This window comes from Methylomonas subterranea, assembly GCF_024505185.1.
In the GTDB taxonomy this organism is placed as follows: domain Bacteria; phylum Pseudomonadota; class Gammaproteobacteria; order Methylococcales; family Methylomonadaceae; genus Methylomonas; species Methylomonas subterranea.
Map to the genome: position 1 here is coordinate 75,183 of NZ_JANIBJ010000018.1, position 15,367 is coordinate 90,549.

At 54.0% G+C, this 15,367-nt stretch carries 14 protein-coding genes; 8 read left to right on the forward strand and 6 right to left on the reverse strand.

Features of this window, described 5'->3' with window-relative positions:
* Window positions 1-82 precede the first annotated feature (82 nt).
* Both NP590_RS11180 and NP590_RS11185 read right to left on the reverse strand, forming a co-directional pair.
* Window positions 83-1,618, reverse strand: coding sequence for a porin (locus NP590_RS11180; protein ID WP_256602469.1), 1,536 nt, complete (start codon window positions 1,616-1,618; stop codon window positions 83-85).
* A gap of 342 nt (window positions 1,619-1,960) precedes the next feature.
* Complete coding sequence (locus NP590_RS11185; protein ID WP_256602470.1) at window positions 1,961-2,806, reverse strand: HDOD domain-containing protein; 846 nt, start codon at window positions 2,804-2,806, stop codon at window positions 1,961-1,963.
* Between the two features lie 187 nt (window positions 2,807-2,993).
* Here NP590_RS11185 and NP590_RS11190 point away from each other — a divergent pair, with 187 nt between their 5' ends.
* Both NP590_RS11190 and NP590_RS11195 read left to right on the forward strand, forming a co-directional pair.
* Window positions 2,994-4,862 carry a putative bifunctional diguanylate cyclase/phosphodiesterase gene (locus tag NP590_RS11190; protein WP_256602471.1) on the forward strand — a complete coding sequence of 623 codons (1,869 nt, stop codon included), beginning with the start codon at window positions 2,994-2,996 and terminating at the stop codon, window positions 4,860-4,862.
* Between the two features lie 162 nt (window positions 4,863-5,024).
* Window positions 5,025-5,507 carry a hypothetical protein gene (locus NP590_RS11195; RefSeq protein WP_256602472.1) on the forward strand — a complete coding sequence of 161 codons (483 nt, stop codon included), beginning with the start codon at window positions 5,025-5,027 and terminating at the stop codon, window positions 5,505-5,507.
* A 55-nt stretch (window positions 5,508-5,562) separates the two neighbouring features.
* On the opposite strand, the gene NP590_RS11200 is transcribed toward NP590_RS11195, so the two are convergent.
* Both NP590_RS11200 and NP590_RS11205 read right to left on the reverse strand, forming a co-directional pair.
* On the reverse strand, window positions 5,563-6,906 hold the full coding sequence (locus NP590_RS11200) for a sigma-54-dependent transcriptional regulator (RefSeq protein ID WP_256602473.1): 1,344 nt from the start codon (window positions 6,904-6,906) through the stop codon (window positions 5,563-5,565).
* Window positions 6,903-8,528, reverse strand: a complete 1,626-nt coding sequence (locus NP590_RS11205) for a sensor histidine kinase (RefSeq protein ID WP_256602474.1) — start codon at window positions 8,526-8,528, stop codon at window positions 6,903-6,905. Before NP590_RS11205 ends, NP590_RS11200 begins: the two co-directional genes overlap by 4 nt.
* Window positions 8,529-8,616: 88 nt before the next feature.
* On the opposite strand from NP590_RS11205, the gene sucC reads away from it, so the two are divergent.
* The 6 genes from sucC to NP590_RS11235 are packed head-to-tail and all read left to right on the forward strand — an operon-like array spanning window position 8,617 to window position 13,915.
* A complete protein-coding gene (gene sucC / locus NP590_RS11210) occupies window positions 8,617-9,786 on the forward strand; it encodes an ADP-forming succinate--CoA ligase subunit beta (RefSeq protein WP_256602475.1) in 1,170 nt (389 codons plus the stop codon).
* Window positions 9,783-10,649 (forward strand): succinate--CoA ligase subunit alpha, encoded by an 867-nt coding sequence (gene sucD, locus NP590_RS11215; protein WP_256602476.1) that lies wholly within the window; start codon window positions 9,783-9,785, stop codon window positions 10,647-10,649. The genes sucC and sucD overlap by 4 nt, the downstream gene beginning before the upstream one ends.
* Before the next feature lie 38 nt (window positions 10,650-10,687).
* Window positions 10,688-10,903 carry an addiction module protein gene (locus NP590_RS11220; RefSeq protein ID WP_256602477.1) on the forward strand — a complete coding sequence of 72 codons (216 nt, stop codon included), beginning with the start codon at window positions 10,688-10,690 and terminating at the stop codon, window positions 10,901-10,903.
* Complete coding sequence (locus NP590_RS11225; RefSeq protein ID WP_256602478.1) at window positions 10,900-11,187, forward strand: type II toxin-antitoxin system RelE/ParE family toxin; 288 nt, start codon at window positions 10,900-10,902, stop codon at window positions 11,185-11,187. The genes NP590_RS11220 and NP590_RS11225 overlap by 4 nt, the downstream gene beginning before the upstream one ends.
* Window positions 11,188-11,194: 7 nt before the next feature.
* Window positions 11,195-12,820, forward strand: coding sequence for an NAD+ synthase (locus NP590_RS11230; protein ID WP_256602479.1), 1,626 nt, complete (start codon window positions 11,195-11,197; stop codon window positions 12,818-12,820).
* A gap of 3 nt (window positions 12,821-12,823) precedes the next feature.
* Window positions 12,824-13,915 carry a hypothetical protein gene (locus NP590_RS11235; RefSeq protein WP_256602480.1) on the forward strand — a complete coding sequence of 364 codons (1,092 nt, stop codon included), beginning with the start codon at window positions 12,824-12,826 and terminating at the stop codon, window positions 13,913-13,915.
* A 148-nt stretch (window positions 13,916-14,063) separates the two neighbouring features.
* Here NP590_RS11235 and NP590_RS11240 read toward each other — a convergent pair whose 3' ends face one another.
* Together NP590_RS11240 and NP590_RS11245 are read right to left on the reverse strand one after the other, a co-directional pair.
* On the reverse strand, window positions 14,064-14,546 hold the full coding sequence (locus NP590_RS11240; RefSeq protein ID WP_256602481.1) for a copper resistance protein NlpE: 483 nt from the start codon (window positions 14,544-14,546) through the stop codon (window positions 14,064-14,066).
* 277 nt (window positions 14,547-14,823) lie between these two features.
* Complete coding sequence (locus NP590_RS11245) at window positions 14,824-15,339, reverse strand: adenine phosphoribosyltransferase (protein WP_256602482.1); 516 nt, start codon at window positions 15,337-15,339, stop codon at window positions 14,824-14,826.
* Window positions 15,340-15,367 lie beyond the last annotated feature (28 nt).

A 15,367-nucleotide genomic window follows, 5' to 3' on the forward strand; every position in this document is an offset into this window, starting at 1 on the left:
GCCCGGATTCGCTGGAAACCGGGCTTTTGGCGCTGCGAAGGTTCGAAAGGCGGCGCAAGATGCGCCCGCCCTTCGCCGATTATCAGTAATTGACCTGCAATTGGGTGCGTATCAAATCGCCACCGGCTTGCTTGAGATAATCCGCTTTTGTTGCGTCGGCAATATTGGTTCGACTCATGGAAGCGTAAGCCACCGTCAACTCCAAAGCCTTGTTGATTTGATACTCCACCCCGGCTTCCACTTCGTCCACCTGAACACGCGGCGCATTGGTCGAACCTTTCCAGGCGCCATCGTAGGTTTGCCATTTGACGTAGGGAATCATGGTGCCCTTGGTGCCGAAGACCTCGTCTATTTTGTACATGGCTTGCACATAACCGCCGCTCAAGTGCTGTCTTTCGACGGTTCGGGTTTCCGCATTCAAAGTTGCGCCGGCACCCCAGTTCCATTCAGCCTGCAAGCCAAACGGCTGCGGAAACAAAACGGCATGCACCCCGACCCGGTCTTCGCTGTTGTTTTTTAGACTATCCGAAGACTTGATGCTGCTGGTGACTTTTTCGCCATTCAGATAGCAGGGCGTGCCCGCCGAACAACTGGAGGTAGAGCGGTTGAATTGACCCGATATGGCGTCCGCGCCCACTTCCAACACCTGTCCGCGCATGGCTTTTCCCATGAAATCGAGTTCAAGCGGATAAGTCGAATGCGCCACCAGATACATGCCGTCATTGCCCTCGGCTTTATTGATGCCCTGGCCGTTATAAACACCCACGCCCAATACACCGTAATCGCCGGAGGTTTTCAGACCTTTTTTGCTGAGGTTTTTCCAGAGTTTCTGTACATCGGTTGGTGTCCAGTATGCCATCAGGCCCAAATCCCGCTCGCTGGGTACCGCGCTGTTCAAAGCGTCGGCACGATCCAAGGTCAAACGGTTTTGCGAGGACTGCAGATTTTCCCAACCGAACGGTATTTTGGACTGGCCGGCCCGAATCCTGTATTCATGCGCCTTGTCAAAGTGCAAGTCGAAATAGGCGTCGCGCAGCTGGGCAAAGTTTAAATCCCCGTTATCGGTGGCGAAATCCGGCTGCAAGTACATGGAGATGTAATCGTTGATGTCGCCGGAGAACACCAAGCGCACCCGGCGCAGGAAGAAATTGCTGTTGTTGCCGATGGACTTGTCACCCACCGATTTCAGTTCGGGATCGCCCGCCACTCTGTCGCCGGACAGCGGTTGGTTATAACGCAGCTGAGTGTAGCCGCGCATATTGATCTTATTGAACCATTTTTCGTCGTTCTTGGCCTTGTCTTCGCGCGAGGCTACCAAATGCTCTTCAATCGCTTTCAGTTCATTGGTTTTAAGTTCCAAATCCTGTTTGATGTCGGCCATTTCGGCTTTTTCCTTGGCCAGTTGTTTGGCCACTTCGTCGGCAATCGCCGCGCTAGAGGCTTCCTTGGGTTTGTCGTCGACCTTTTCGAACGCCCCCAACTTGACGCGGCCCTTGCCCGGCTCGGCAAAAATCTGCTGGGTTTTGCTGTCCACGTACAAATCCAAGGCCAGCGCATCCGCGGCAAGGCCCGCGCCCATGATCGCAGCCATGGACAGACCCAGTTTGGTTAACTTCATTCTTTAATCTCCAAAGATGTTTATGCAATTGATAGGACACAAACGGTTGAGCGCGCGGGATACCCGCGGCGAGGGATTTGATGATTTAAGGGCCAGCAAATCAACGCCGTTCAGTTGGCGCGAATTGTAGGTGGCTAATATGACAGTTTTATGACAAACGGCTTTGTGCGCGGCGCGCCGTTGTTATTTTGCTACAGTTCACAAAACACAAGGGCACAAAGCCCTTGTTAGCTTAGGCTTGACGGAAAGAACCGATGAGAAAAATGTTGCTTATCGACAAAAAAACGCTGTTGAATGACGAACGGAAACTCGGCGGGCGGCAACCCTTGGGTCCTGAACTCGTCAGAGGGAGGGGAAAAAAAACTTGAAAATAGCTTCGAATTCGTCGTGAGTTTTATCCATGATCTGGCTGATTTGTTCCGCCGACAGTTCAAAACCGTTGGCAACCAGTTCATCGTAATGGTTATCGACACGACTGAATTGATCGGCAAGCCTGATCAGATTGGCGATTCCGGCATGGCTGCCGACATAATCGGGGTATCGGTGCAAGCGAATGGACTCTACAACCATGGCCGGCAGTTTCCATAAACGGCAAAGCTCGGCACCCAATTCGTAATGATCGAAACCTATGACCTGCTGCTCGACCAAGGCCAGATCGACATCATTGCGCGGGCGGGATTGCACCAGCAAATCCACTTCGCGCGCCAGGACCGGGATGCGCCGATACAGCACCAATTGGCCGACGTCATGCACCAGACCGCACAAAAATGCGCTATCGGCATAATTTTTCCCCAACTGGGCGTCCAGCGCCCTGGCAATCAAGGCGCAACGCAGATTTTTCGCCCAAAAATCGTGAACGGAAAATAACTGGCCCGGCAAGTCGGAAAACCGCTCTATGACCACGGTAGCCAACACCAGATTTTGCAACTCGCGCAAGCCTACCAGGGTAATGGCCGTGGATATGGCGCTGATCCGGGCGGGAAACCCGTAAAAGGCGCTGTTGACGATTTTGAGCAGGCGCATGGCCAGCGCGGCATCGCTTTCTATCACAATTGCGGCATCCTTTGCCGACTTGGTCGGGTCCTCGATAATTTTTTGCAACGCCAAGTACACAATCGGAGGTGAGGCGAGTTTGATATCACCTTTCAATAAGTCCGCAACGGTCAAACTGGGAGTAGAAATTATCATCGAAGATTACAAATAAGAAATTGTCGCCTATACTGACTTTAACGCGAGCAGACGGGGGTTACACGCAAATTAAGCCTAACGGGTTTTACCAGAATTACAAGTACAGTGTAAGTATTTGATTACACAGACATTTAAACCAAACCCCACCACTTTTGTTATTTATAACTCAAAAATACCGGGCCGGTATATGACTGTTTGCGACCCCACTAAAGAAAAAATCATTATTGTTGCCGATCACGACAACGAATCCGCCAATCAAACCACTTTAACACTACGGAAAAACGGCTTTTCGGACATTCGCCATGCCAGCCGCGGCGAACAGATTTACGAGATTTTGCGACCCTTTCACGATCAACCCGAGAAAATCGGCCTCATCGTCCTGAACAACAGCCTGCCGAATTGTCAATCGCTGGAAATGAGCCAAAGCCTGTCCTGCGCAACCGACGGCTCGGTGATTCCCTTTGTGATTCTGGACACCGCCAGCCCCACCGCCGCCGAATTGCGGACGAGTCAACTTCAGCCCGACAACGGACATTGCCTGATTTATCACATTGCCTTCCCGGCCGATCCGGCGATATTGATGCTGGCCGTGCATTTTCTGCTGCAACTCAAGCATGAGCGCCATTTACGGCAACAACAGGAAGAACAACTGATCAACGAACTGGCCTCGAAGAGCGTCATCGAAGCCAAATTGAAATTCCTGGCCGCCCACGACGAACTGACCGGACTGGTCAACCGCAATACCTTCGAGCGCCAGTTGCGGTTGATCATGAATCTTAGCAACAAGCTGAAAAAAGAAGGCGCATTATTGTTCATCGATGTCGACCGCTTCAGCCTGATCAACGAATTGGAGGGATTTGACGTCGGCGACCGCCTGTTGGTTGAGCTGACCATACTGGTACGCAAGCTGGTACCGGCCAGCAGCCTGTTCGCGCGTATCGGCGCCGACGAGTTTTGCCTGTTTCTGGAAAACAAAACCAAGAAGCAGGCTCAAATCATCGCCGAAACCATACGTACCACGGTCGAGAATTTCCGCTTTTTTACCGGCGAGATTTGTTATAGCGCCAGCGTTTCCATAGGCATCACCTCGCTGGATAACGCCTCCCCCACCCAGCATCCCGGCGAAATGATTTTGCACGGTCGCCAGGCCTGCAATTTCGCCAAAATCAACGGCCGCGACAAAGTCAAGATATATAACCCGGAAGATGTCGCCATCAAGGAACGCCGCCGCGATATCTATTGGGTACCCATCATCCGCAAGGCCCTGCGGGAAAGCGATTTCTTTTTAATGTTTCAGCCGGTCGTACAATTAAACAACGGCAATATTTCTCATTACGAAGTCTTGATACGCATGCGCGGAGAGGATGGACAAACCATTACGCCGGATCAGTTCATACCGGTGGCGGAACGCATGGGCTTGATTCACGCCATTGACCTTTGGGTGGTGGAAAATGCCATCGATTTTCTGGCCACCCTGCCCTCGTATATGTCCCGTATTTCCCTGGCCATCAATTTATCCGGCAGCGCGTTTCAATATCCCGATTTACTGCGGACTATCCGCGAAAAACTGGAATTGACCTGGGTGGACGCCGGCAGACTCACCTTCGAAATCACTGAAACCGCCGCCGTGGACAATTTTGAGCGCACCCGCGACATGATCAATAAAATCCGCGATTTGGGCTGCAAGTTTGCGTTGGACGATTTCGGCGCCGGCTTTTGTTCCTTCAATTATTTAAAAACATTTCCGGTTGATTATGTAAAAATCGACGGACAGTTTATTCGGCATCTGGATAATAATGAAACCGACCGAATTTTGGTGAAATCCATGGTGGAAATTGCCGGCAAACTGGGCAAAAAAACCATTGCCGAATTTGTCGAAACGCCGAATATAGCCCTGAGACTGAAGGATATCGGAGTCAATCTCGGCCAGGGTTATGCCTTCGGCCGGCCGGAGCGGAATTTACTCGAAGGCCATCAGGTATCGTTGGCCATACTGTTGAATTCACAGAACCCGCAAGTAGTGGACAATGAATCCATGGAAAATAACTCCTTTTGAAACTCCGGGGAATTTCCCGTTCGTAAGAATATCCCCGAATTTCGTCATAAGGGCCCGGGAGTTTACCGCCTCGACCGGCTCTGGTATATTCGGTCCGGATGTCATTCGTTGCAATAACATCGATTTATCAACTTTAAAATAAAAAAAGCGAGGGGAAGAGTTATGGCAGAGTTACTTTTTATAGCAACAACCGTTTTTGTTGCCTATGTTGTCTATACGGCGATCAACGGCGGAAAGGATCAACCGGAGGACGCCAGCCAACCAAGCGCAACCCCGGAAAGCACGCCAGAGCCCGCCGCAACAACCCCAGACACCCCGCCCCCGACCAAACCCGAAGCAGCCAAACCGGTAGCCGCCAAGCCCTCAGGCAAACCCGCCGAAACAAAACCCAAGGCAGCGAAAGCGGCGACGGCCAAAAAAACCAAACCCGAAAGCATTGCCGCTGACAGCGTCAAGAACCCCAAAACCGGGGAAATTGCCAAACTACCCCCGAATTACTCATTCGCCAAACGATGGATCAAGGAAGCCCTGGTTGAAGAAGGCTTGGTGGACAAAATCTACAAGAACAGCGAATTGAATGACGACACAAACGCAAAAATCCAAACCGCGTTAAATGCCTTGAAAGCCATGAAAAAATATCAATAAAGCCATTCGGTCACGCATTGGGGGTGGGTAATCCCCCACCCCAACCCTCGCCGGCTCATTCCAATCCCAGCTTTTTCAAGCGATAGCGAAACGACCTGAATGTCATACCCAATTGCTTGGCGGCGGCGGTTTTATTCCAGCGGTTTTCTTCCAAGGCGGCGGCCAGAGCCTTTTTTTCCACATCTTCCAGATAGCTACCCAGGGACATCTTGTCGGCATTGAAATTGCGTTGCGGTTTAGTGCTCTCGTCTTCCTCGATCCGCAGGTTCAGGTCGCCGACATCGATCCGATCGCCTTCGTGCAGAGCCAGCGCGCGCTCCAGGATATTCTCCAGCTCCCTGACATTGCCGGGAAATTCATAGCGTTGCAAGGCAGCCAGGGCTTGCGGACTGAAGCGCGGCACCGGCATCTGATTGGCTTTTGCCAGACGCGCCAGCAAATGTTCGGCGATTTGTACGATATCGGCGGCTCTGGCGCGCAGCGGCGGCAAATTCAACTCAATCACATTGATACGGTAATACAAATCCTGCCGAAAACTGCCCTCCCGCACCATTTGCGCCAGATCCTTATGAGTGGCGCTCAGCAGCCGTACATCCACCGCTATTTCATGTTGCTCGCCCACCGGGCGAATTTTTTTTTCCTGGATGGCTCGCAACAACTTGACCTGTAACGCCAACGGTAAATCCGCCACTTCATCCAGGAACAGGGTTCCACCGTCGGCCGCCTGAAACAAGCCTTGCTTATCGGCAATGGCACCGCTGAAACTGCCCTTTTTATGTCCGAAAAACTCGCTTTCCATCAATTCATGCGGTATGGCGCCGCAGTTGATGGCGACAAAGGGCTTTTCGGCCCGCGGACCCTGCTGATGGATCAATTTGGCCACCAATTCCTTGCCGGAACCGGATTCGCCGCTTATGTAAATCGGCGCCTGATTGCGCGCCACTTTTTGAATCTTGGAACGAATCTCGCACATCATGTCGGATTCGCCCAGCAGGGTCTCGCGGGTACGCCGGTCTTTTTCCAGCACATTGGGCGAAACCCGCAGCGCATTGTTGACCAGTTGCCGTAGCGCCGCCAAATCGACCGGTTTGCTCAAAAAGTCGAAAGCGCCCTTTTTCATGGCGCTGACGGCGATATCCATGCTGCCGTGCGCGGTAATCACGGCCACCGGCAATTGCATGCCGGACTCCTGTATATATTCGACCAGCGCCAGCCCATCGCCGTCGGGCAGGCGCATATCGGTCAAACACAGATCGAAATGCTGACTGGACAATAACTGTCGGGCCGCCTTGATATTTTCCACGCAGCAGGCCCGGATATTCATGCGGCTCAAGGTAATATCCAAAAGCTCTCTGATATCGGGTTCATCGTCAACCACCAAGGCAACAGGCATATTCATATTTCAATTACAACGTTATCGGCATTGCTCAGCAACAAACTAAAACAGGATTTATTCCGGTATTTAGCATAGCTTAATTCCGCCTGATTGAGTTCGGCCAACTCTTTGGAAATATAAAGCCCCAGCCCCGTTCCCTGCCTGGAGGTCGTGAAGAACGGTTCGAACAAATGCTGCAAGCCCTCGTTGTCGATACCCGGCCCGTTGTCGATGACCCGGATACAGGGTTGCCCGTTCTCCATGCCGGCCGCCAGCTTGATGCCGCCCGATTCCGGTTTGCCGTACTTCAGCGCGTTGGCGCACAGATTATCCAGTATCTGTTTTAAATGGCCCGGGTCGATATAGGCATTCAGCTCGGCTTGCTCGCAGACCAAGTCGAAGATTTGTTCACTCCCGGCATGACAGAGATTTTGTTCCTGCACATATGCGGCCAACCACTGATTCAACACCACTTTTTGCTTTTGCGACGGATTACGCCGGGATAATTTGAGGATGTCTTCAATGATGCTGTTGACCCGTTGGCAATGAGTCTGGATGATGCGGGTCAGACGCAAATCCTCCGGTTTCAATTCGGCCGCTTCCGACAGCAACTGGCCGGCATGACTGATGGCGCTCAGGGGATTGCGAATCTCATGCGCGATGCTGGCCGTCAGCCTGCCCAACGAAGCCAGTTTACTTTGCTGCAAGCGTTGGTTGTACAAGCTGATATCCTCGAACAGCAGCATATGCAAACGCTCGTTTTCAACCAATAACAGCGAGAAACGCACCTGAATTTCTTCCCCATCGGCCAACTGGATAATGGCGAAATCCTGTTCCGGATTCTCATTCCAAAGTAAAAAAGCCTGTTGCAGCATATCCGACACGTCGGCCAGATGGGTGGGCGATGCGCCAACCCCCAGCAACCGCAAGGCCGAATAATTACTCAATACGATGAATTGTTGGGCATCCACGATCATGATGCCGGATTGCAAATGCTGAATGATGTAGCGATTCAACTCTTCCAGCCGCACTATGGTTTGCGCATGGCGTTGGGCCAGACTGGTGGATTGTTCGACCCGCTGCGCCAGAATCAGCGATATCAGCGCAATCGCAAAAAACGTGATGCCCAACAAACCGGAATAATTCAAGGAGTTTGCGTTAAAGGCGTGGGTCTGCATGTCGTAAACTTCTTCCGCCAGTACCGCCAGACTGGCCAGGGCGGCAAACAACAATGCGCAACGCCCGCCTATCAACAAACCGGCGGCGGCAATGGAAATCGCCAGCAAGCCGCCCACGCCGCTGGTCACGCCGCCGCTGGCATGCATCAGCACGGTAATGAACACGATGTCGGTAAAAATGAACAGCTGCGCCAAGCGGTTATAACTGGCCAGCCGTCTAAAGATAAACGGCGCGTTAAGAAGAGAAATCCCCAGGTAAGCCAAGCTGGTGAACTGATACAATTGCGCATCGTGCGCATCCAGGCCCCTGGGCCCGAAGCGGAAAAAAAACAACATGACAAACAAGCTGGCGCTGATGAAGCGATAGATAAAAAATATCTTCAGCAACAACCAGGCTTGCCGGATTGGAATGCCGTAACCCTTGGAAAACGGGCAGGGATAAATGGTGTCGACTTGATTGGGCGGCATCGGGCGGATTCTTTCGGCTGGGCTGAAAGCAGGATGATAACAAACTCTGTTTAAACGATTACAAAAGCCATTACAGTGGAGCCACAAGATGAACATTCACGAATATCAGGCCAAGCAACTGTTTCGCGAGTTCGCGATTCCGGTGCCGCAAGGCGGCGTGGCCGACACGGCCGCCCTGGCCGAACAGCTTGCGCATTCCCTGCCGGGGCAAGCCTGGGTGGTCAAGGCCCAGATCCATGCCGGAGCGCGCGGTAAAGCCGGCGGCGTCAAGCTTGCCGGCAATGCGCGGGAAGTCAGCGAGTATGCCGCCGGCATGCTGGGCTCGCGCTTGGTGACCCATCAAACAGACGCCAACGGCCTGCCGGTCAATTGCGTTTGGGTGGAAGAAGCTTCCGCAATCAAAAACGAGTTTTACCTCAGTCTGCTGATCGACCGCGACAGCGAGCGCCTGATATTCATCGCCTCGGCGGCCGGCGGCATGGACATCGAAGCCGTGGCGGCCGAAACTCCGGAAAAAATCGTCCACGTTAAAATACACCCGGCATCCGGCTTGCAGCCCTATCACTGCCGCCAAGTGGCGGCCGCCTTGAGCTTGGCTAAGGAGCAACAAAGTCAATTGCAAAACATCATGACCGGCGTCTACGAGTTGTTTCTGGCCAAGGATTGCAGCCAAATCGAGATCAATCCGCTGATCGAAACCGCCGACGGCAGACTGGTGGCGCTGGACGCCAAAATCAATTTCGACGACAACGCGGTGGCCCTGCATCCCGAGATTGCCGCGCTACGCGACGCCAGTCAGGAAGACGCCAAGGAAGCGGAAGCCAAACAATTCGACCTCAATTACATTACCCTGGACGGCAACATCGGCTGCATGGTCAACGGCGCCGGTCTGGCCATGGCCACCATGGACATGGTGAAGCTGAAGGGCGGCGCGCCGGCCAATTTTCTGGACGTCGGCGGCGGCACCAACAAAGACAAGGTCAAGGCCGCTTTCAAATTGATTTTGTCGGACGGCACCACCAAGGCGGTACTGGTGAATATTTTCGGCGGCATCGTCAAATGCGACGTAATTGCCGCCGGCATCCTGGCGGCGGTCGAGGAAATGCATCTGAGCATACCGGTAGTGGTGCGCCTGGAAGGCACTAATGTCGAACTCGGCCTGTCCATGCTGGCGCAATCCGGTTTAGGGTTACATACAGCGGAAGACTTGAACAGTGCCGCCGAGCTGGTGGTGAAATTGGCGGAGAAAGCCGTATGAGCATCTTGATCGATAACAACACCCGGGTAATTTGCCAGGGCTTTACCGGCAAACAAGGCACTTTCCATTCCGAGCAGGCGCTGGCTTACGGCACGAAACTGGTCGGCGGCGTTACGCCCGGCCGCGGCGGCTCCACCCATCTGGAACTGCCGGTATTCGATACCGTGCAACAAGGCGTGCAAGCCACCGGCGCCACCGCCAGCATGATTTACGTGCCGCCGTTTTTTGCCGCCGACGCCATCCTGGAAGCGGTCGACGCCGGCATTCGATTGATCGTCTGCATCACCGAAGGCATACCGGTGCTGCAAATGCTGCGGGTCAAGGCCGCCATGCAAGGCAGCGGCGCATTATTGGTCGGCCCTAATTGCCCCGGCGTGATCACCCCCGGCCAATGCAAGATCGGCATCATGCCCGGCCATATTCACACACCCGGCAAAATCGGCATCGTCTCGCGTTCCGGTACACTGACCTACGAAGCCGTGCACCAAACCACCCGCCAGGGCCTGGGGCAAAGCACTTGCGTCGGCATAGGCGGCGACCCTATCCACGGCATGAATTTCATCGACGTGCTTAGCCGCTTCCAAGACGACCCGCAAACCGAAGGCATAGTCATGGTCGGCGAAATCGGCGGCAGCGATGAAGAACAGGCCGCCGAATTTATCAAGGCCCACGTCAGTAAACCGGTGGTCGGCTATATTGCCGGACAAACCGCCCCGCCCGGCAAGCGTATGGGCCATGCCGGCGCCATCGTCACCGGCGGTGCCGGCACGGCGGCGGGTAAAATCGCCGCCATGGCGGCCGCCGGCGTGCAGATGGTCAGTTCGCCGTCGGATATTGGCGCGGCGATGCGGGGATGTTTTTAGCCGGCGAATCCAGTCAAACAAAATGAAGAGGCGAATAGATGATTAATGTTGCATTAGAATCATTGAGCGTGGAAGAAAAACTCCGGATGATGGAGTCTCTTTGGGATAGCTTATTTTACGCGGCCGCTACCATCGACTCACCGAACTGGCGCGGCGAGGTTTTGGCCGAGCGGGAACAAGGCGTCAGCAACGGCACCGATCAGTTCGAATCCTGGGAAATCGCCAAGGAAACGCTACGTAATCAATTGACATGAGGATAGAAATACTTCGGTCGGCGCGGGATGACTCGGCCGCGGGGCGGCGTTTTTATGAAGCGCAAGGCATGGGCGATTATTTTCTGGATAGCATGTTTTCGGATATTAAATCATTATTGATCAATGCCGGTGTCCATCCTATTCATTTCGGCAAATACCATCGACCGCTGTCCCGGCGCTTTCCTTTTACGGTTTATTATCGCGTTGACAGCCGGATTATTCGCATCTATGCAGTAGCGGACTGCCGCCGCAGTCCAAATGGCACAAAAAAATTCTATCCCTGACTTCCTAATGTCCTTAAAAATCGCTCTCGCCCAACTGAATTTCAGCGTTGCCGACATCGCGGCCAACAGCGCCAAGATAGTGGCCGCCGCCGAACAGGCCAAACGGCAATTTGCCGACATCGTGGTCTTTCCGGAACTGTGCATCACCGGCTATCCGCCGGAAGATTTATTGCTGCGCGAGGATTTTATCCGGCAAGCCCAACGGGCTGTCGACAGCTTGACCGAGCGATTGCCCGGCATAGACGTGGTGATCGGTTACCCGCAAAGAATGGGTCAACATCTCTACAACACAGCGGCGGTACTGCGTAACGGCCAGGTGATCGCGGAATATCATAAATTGGCGCTGCCCAATTACGGCGTATTCGATGAACAACGCTACTTTACGGCCGGCCAACACAGCTGTTTGTTCAGCATCCGCAACACCCGGCTGGCACTGTCGATTTGCGAAGACATTTGGCGGGCCGGCATCATCGCCCAAAACCGCGACGCCGGCGCCGACATTTTGTTGACCCTGAATGCCTCGCCGTTTCACGCCGGCAAGATGCAACAGCGCGAGGACGTGATATGCGCCCAAGTCAAGGCCAGCGGCTTGCCGCTGGTATACGTCAACCAAATCGGCGGCCAGGATGAACTGGTTTTCGACGGCGCCTCGTTCGTGGCCGACAGCCAGGGCCAAATTGTGTTTCGTGCCGAGGAGTTCGCCGAACAACTTAGCATCGTGGAATTTGTCGATAATATCCCGCAAGCGGCGGACATCGCCCCGCTCTACCAACCCGTGGTTAGCGAATACAAAGCCCTGGTGCTGGGCATCCGCGATTACGTGCGCAAGAACGGTTTTCAAGGCGCAATTTTGGGCCTGTCCGGCGGCATAGACTCCGCCCTGGTTTTGGCTTTGGCGGTGGATGCGCTGGGTGCCGACCAAGTTGAAGCGGTACTGATGCCTTCCCGCTATACCCAGGACATGAGTAACGAAGACGCCGCACAGGAAGCCGAGGCTCTGGGCGTCAAGTACCACGTCATCCCGATCGAACCGGCGGTGACCGCCTTTAACGACATGCTGGCACCGCTGTTCGCCGGCAGTAAACAAGACACCACCGAGGAAAATATCCAGGCCCGCTGTCGCGGCGTGTTATTGATGGCACTGTCCAACAAACAGGGCAAATTGCTGTTGACCACCGGCAACAAGAGCGAGATGAGCGTCGGCTACGCCACCCTATACGGCGACATGGCCGGCGGCTTTGCGCCGCTGAAGGACGTATCCAAGCTGCTGGTATACCAGTTGGCCGAATACCGCAACACGCTGGCGCCGGTGATTCCTCGGCGCGTCATCAGCCGGCCGCCGTCGGCGGAACTTGCGCCGGACCAAAAAGACGAAGATTCGTTGCCGCCCTACCCGGTGCTGGATCCTATTCTGGCCTTGTATATCGAGCAGGATAAATCCGCCGCCGAAATCGTCGCCCTGGGCTATCCCGTGGCGGCCGTGCAACGCGCCATCGGCTTGGTGGACCGCAACGAATACAAACGCCGCCAATCGCCGCCCGGCATTCGCATCACCCCCAAAGCCTTCGGCCGCGACCGCCGTTATCCGATATCCTCGGCTTATCGCGGCACCGCCACCCTTGTTGAGGAGTAAATCATGTTGTCATTACGCCCCCTGTTAATCGCCGCCGGCCTGTTGCTGTCCAGCAATACTTTCGCCCGCGAAATCAATGTCCCGGTACCGCTGGATTACCGTCTGATCCGCAATGTGCTGGTCCAGCAATTGTTTACCGGACCTGAGCAAACCGCGCGGGTTTGGAAGGATGGCAAGGAATGCAGCTTTCTGGACTTATCCAACCCGCAAATTAGCGGCGTCAACGGTCAGGTAAAAATCGACAATAACGTGCGCGCGCAATTCGGCGCCAAAATGGGCGGCAAATGCATGACCCTGGTCAAATGGAGCGGCATTCTGGAAACGCTGCAAAAACCCGTATTGGATAAAACCGGCAATGTATTGAGTTTTCCGGTCACCAGTACCAATGCGTTTGACGGCAACGGCCAAAAGCTCAACATCGATCAACTTCAGGAATTGCTGCAACAGGTAGTCGCACCGCGCCTTGCGGGATTAAAGATAGACCTCAACGAATCGCGCGATGACATCGTCAAAATCCTGCTGCCTTACGTTGCGGCGGAAGACAGCGAGCAATTACACGACTCGGTCGCCAGCCTGCGCTTTAACAGTGCCAAGGCTGACGCCCAAAGCATAGTGGTCAATCTGGGCTTCGTCGCCAACATCAAGCCCGCCAACAATGCTCCCGTGGCCGCCTTGAATGCCGACGAATTGCAACAATGGCAAACCGTTTGGCAAAAATGGCAATCTTCCCTGGACAAAAGCATCGACCAAATTCCGCTACCCGACGATTTGACCGGCAATCGCGACACTTTACATGAAGTGTTACAGAAAGCCGGCCGCGCCTTCGAACAGGGCTTGAGCGGCGAACAGCCCGACGGCAACGACCCGGTGCGGGTTTTTATCAACGAATCCTGGGATAAATTGGCCCCGCTGCTGCGAGCGGTGTCCAAACAGTTGCCCGGTGCCGAAGGCCTGCGCTACCTGACCTTGATCGCCGCCACCGATTTGATGTACGAACTGGAATCGATAGGCTCGCCCTTCGGCCTGGAAATTTCCGCCAACGGCTTGCGCAAGATCGCCCGCAGTTATATCAACCATAAAACCGGGCAAAGTTGATCGGTTTCAGCCGGCAAGAATTAGGCTGGCTGCTTGATACCCTGAAGGTCATGCTGAGACGGCACATGGTCGCGATTCGCAAGGCCGGTCGAGACCATGCATCGCTGCCCCGGGACGACCTCGGTATTTTCTCGGCTTGGTTTACAGCTCAATGACCTGAATGCGATGTCGGTTCCGAGGTAACATCGGTTCTGCGCAGGATATAGCGAGCGGCCTGTTCGCCGCTAATCAGCTTGCCCTTGCCGTCCAGTTCGGTGAGCGTGTTGTCGCCGATCAAAAACTGTCTGCTGGCATTCCCCTTGCGCGGGGTCAAAATGATGGTATTATTTTTTTCGCCCCAGCTAAATTTTCCCTTTTCCACGAAGTCTTTGGGTGATTTTCCGGTGTATTGGTAAATCAGGATGTAGGTGTTGTTTTTGTTCAAAGCCAACGACGTTTTGACTCCGTAGCAATCCGCGCAAGGCAGCAAGCCGTTATATATACCGGGCCAGTCCAAGCTTTTGTGTCCATGGTAAGAGTCGCCGTCCGCTGTTTTTTCCGCTTCGGCCGAAACCTGACCATGAGCCGAGATGAGAAGCAAAAACAACAAAAAGCCCGGCACCTTTTTGAATGCTTGTCCAACTGTACGCATATTTACTCCTCGGCAAAGCCGCAATAATTGAAAAAACCAGATGGGACGTTAAGCAGACAAGCGCCGACGAATCGTGCACCGTTTGCATACGCTTCCCGCTGTTCAAGCCCCTTCTCCACTATCGGGCTCCCGATGGCCGGGGAAGTCGATGGCCGACGCTTATTGTGGCATATAGCGTATTTTGCAAAAACAATCGTTCAACAATTTATCGGCTGTTTCCACCCGAGCCGAGTTCAGTCGGCTCTTGAAAAGGCATAACGGAATGGCTTTACGCCGGTCAGAAATGTACCAGTGCATGTACTTCATAGTCCCGCAAAAGCTGCCTGCCGGCCAAAAAGTCCAATTCCACCACAAAAGCGCACGCGACCACGCTGGCGCCCAGTTTTTCGATCAACTCGCAACTGGCCTTGGCGGTTCCGCCGGTAGCCAACAAATCGTCGATCAGCAGCACTTTATCGTTTTCATCGACCGCATCGATATGTACTTGCAGTTCCGCCGAGCCGTATTCCAAATCGTAGCTGACGCTTTGCACGTCGTATGGCAATTTGCCGGGCTTTCGTAGCGGCACGAAGGGAACACCCAGTTCCCACGCAACCAGCGCGCCGAAAATGAAGCCCCTGGCTTCCATGCCGGCCACGGCGGTAATTTCGCGCCCCAAGAAAGGGTGCAGCAATTGATGAACCGTCAATCGCAGGGTCGCCGGGTCCTTGACCAACGGCGTGATGTCTTTAAAGACGATCCCCGGTTTTGGAAAATCGGGGATATCGCGAATCTTGTTTTTTAATCGTTCCATTGTTGCTCCGGTTTGTCAGGCGCAAAAA

Excerpts from the sequence above, each read along its gene's own strand:
- NP590_RS11180 (WP_256602469.1), bottom strand. The coding sequence starts at position 1,618 with ATGAAGTTAACCAAACTGGGTCTGTCCATGGCTGCGATCATGGGCGCG.
- NP590_RS11185 (WP_256602470.1), bottom strand. The coding sequence starts at position 2,806 with ATGATAATTTCTACTCCCAGTTTGACCGTTGCGGACTTATTGAAAGGT.
- NP590_RS11190 (WP_256602471.1), top strand. The coding sequence starts at position 2,994 with ATGACTGTTTGCGACCCCACTAAAGAAAAAATCATTATTGTTGCCGAT.
- NP590_RS11195 (WP_256602472.1), top strand. The coding sequence starts at position 5,025 with ATGGCAGAGTTACTTTTTATAGCAACAACCGTTTTTGTTGCCTATGTT.
- NP590_RS11200 (WP_256602473.1), bottom strand. The coding sequence starts at position 6,906 with ATGAATATGCCTGTTGCCTTGGTGGTTGACGATGAACCCGATATCAGA.
- NP590_RS11205 (WP_256602474.1), bottom strand. The coding sequence starts at position 8,528 with ATGCCGCCCAATCAAGTCGACACCATTTATCCCTGCCCGTTTTCCAAG.
- sucC (WP_256602475.1), top strand. The coding sequence starts at position 8,617 with ATGAACATTCACGAATATCAGGCCAAGCAACTGTTTCGCGAGTTCGCG.
- sucD (WP_256602476.1), top strand. The coding sequence starts at position 9,783 with ATGAGCATCTTGATCGATAACAACACCCGGGTAATTTGCCAGGGCTTT.
- NP590_RS11220 (WP_256602477.1), top strand. The coding sequence starts at position 10,688 with ATGATTAATGTTGCATTAGAATCATTGAGCGTGGAAGAAAAACTCCGG.
- NP590_RS11225 (WP_256602478.1), top strand. The coding sequence starts at position 10,900 with ATGAGGATAGAAATACTTCGGTCGGCGCGGGATGACTCGGCCGCGGGG.
- NP590_RS11230 (WP_256602479.1), top strand. The coding sequence starts at position 11,195 with ATGTCCTTAAAAATCGCTCTCGCCCAACTGAATTTCAGCGTTGCCGAC.
- NP590_RS11235 (WP_256602480.1), top strand. The coding sequence starts at position 12,824 with ATGTTGTCATTACGCCCCCTGTTAATCGCCGCCGGCCTGTTGCTGTCC.
- NP590_RS11240 (WP_256602481.1), bottom strand. The coding sequence starts at position 14,546 with ATGCGTACAGTTGGACAAGCATTCAAAAAGGTGCCGGGCTTTTTGTTG.
- NP590_RS11245 (WP_256602482.1), bottom strand. The coding sequence starts at position 15,339 with ATGGAACGATTAAAAAACAAGATTCGCGATATCCCCGATTTTCCAAAA.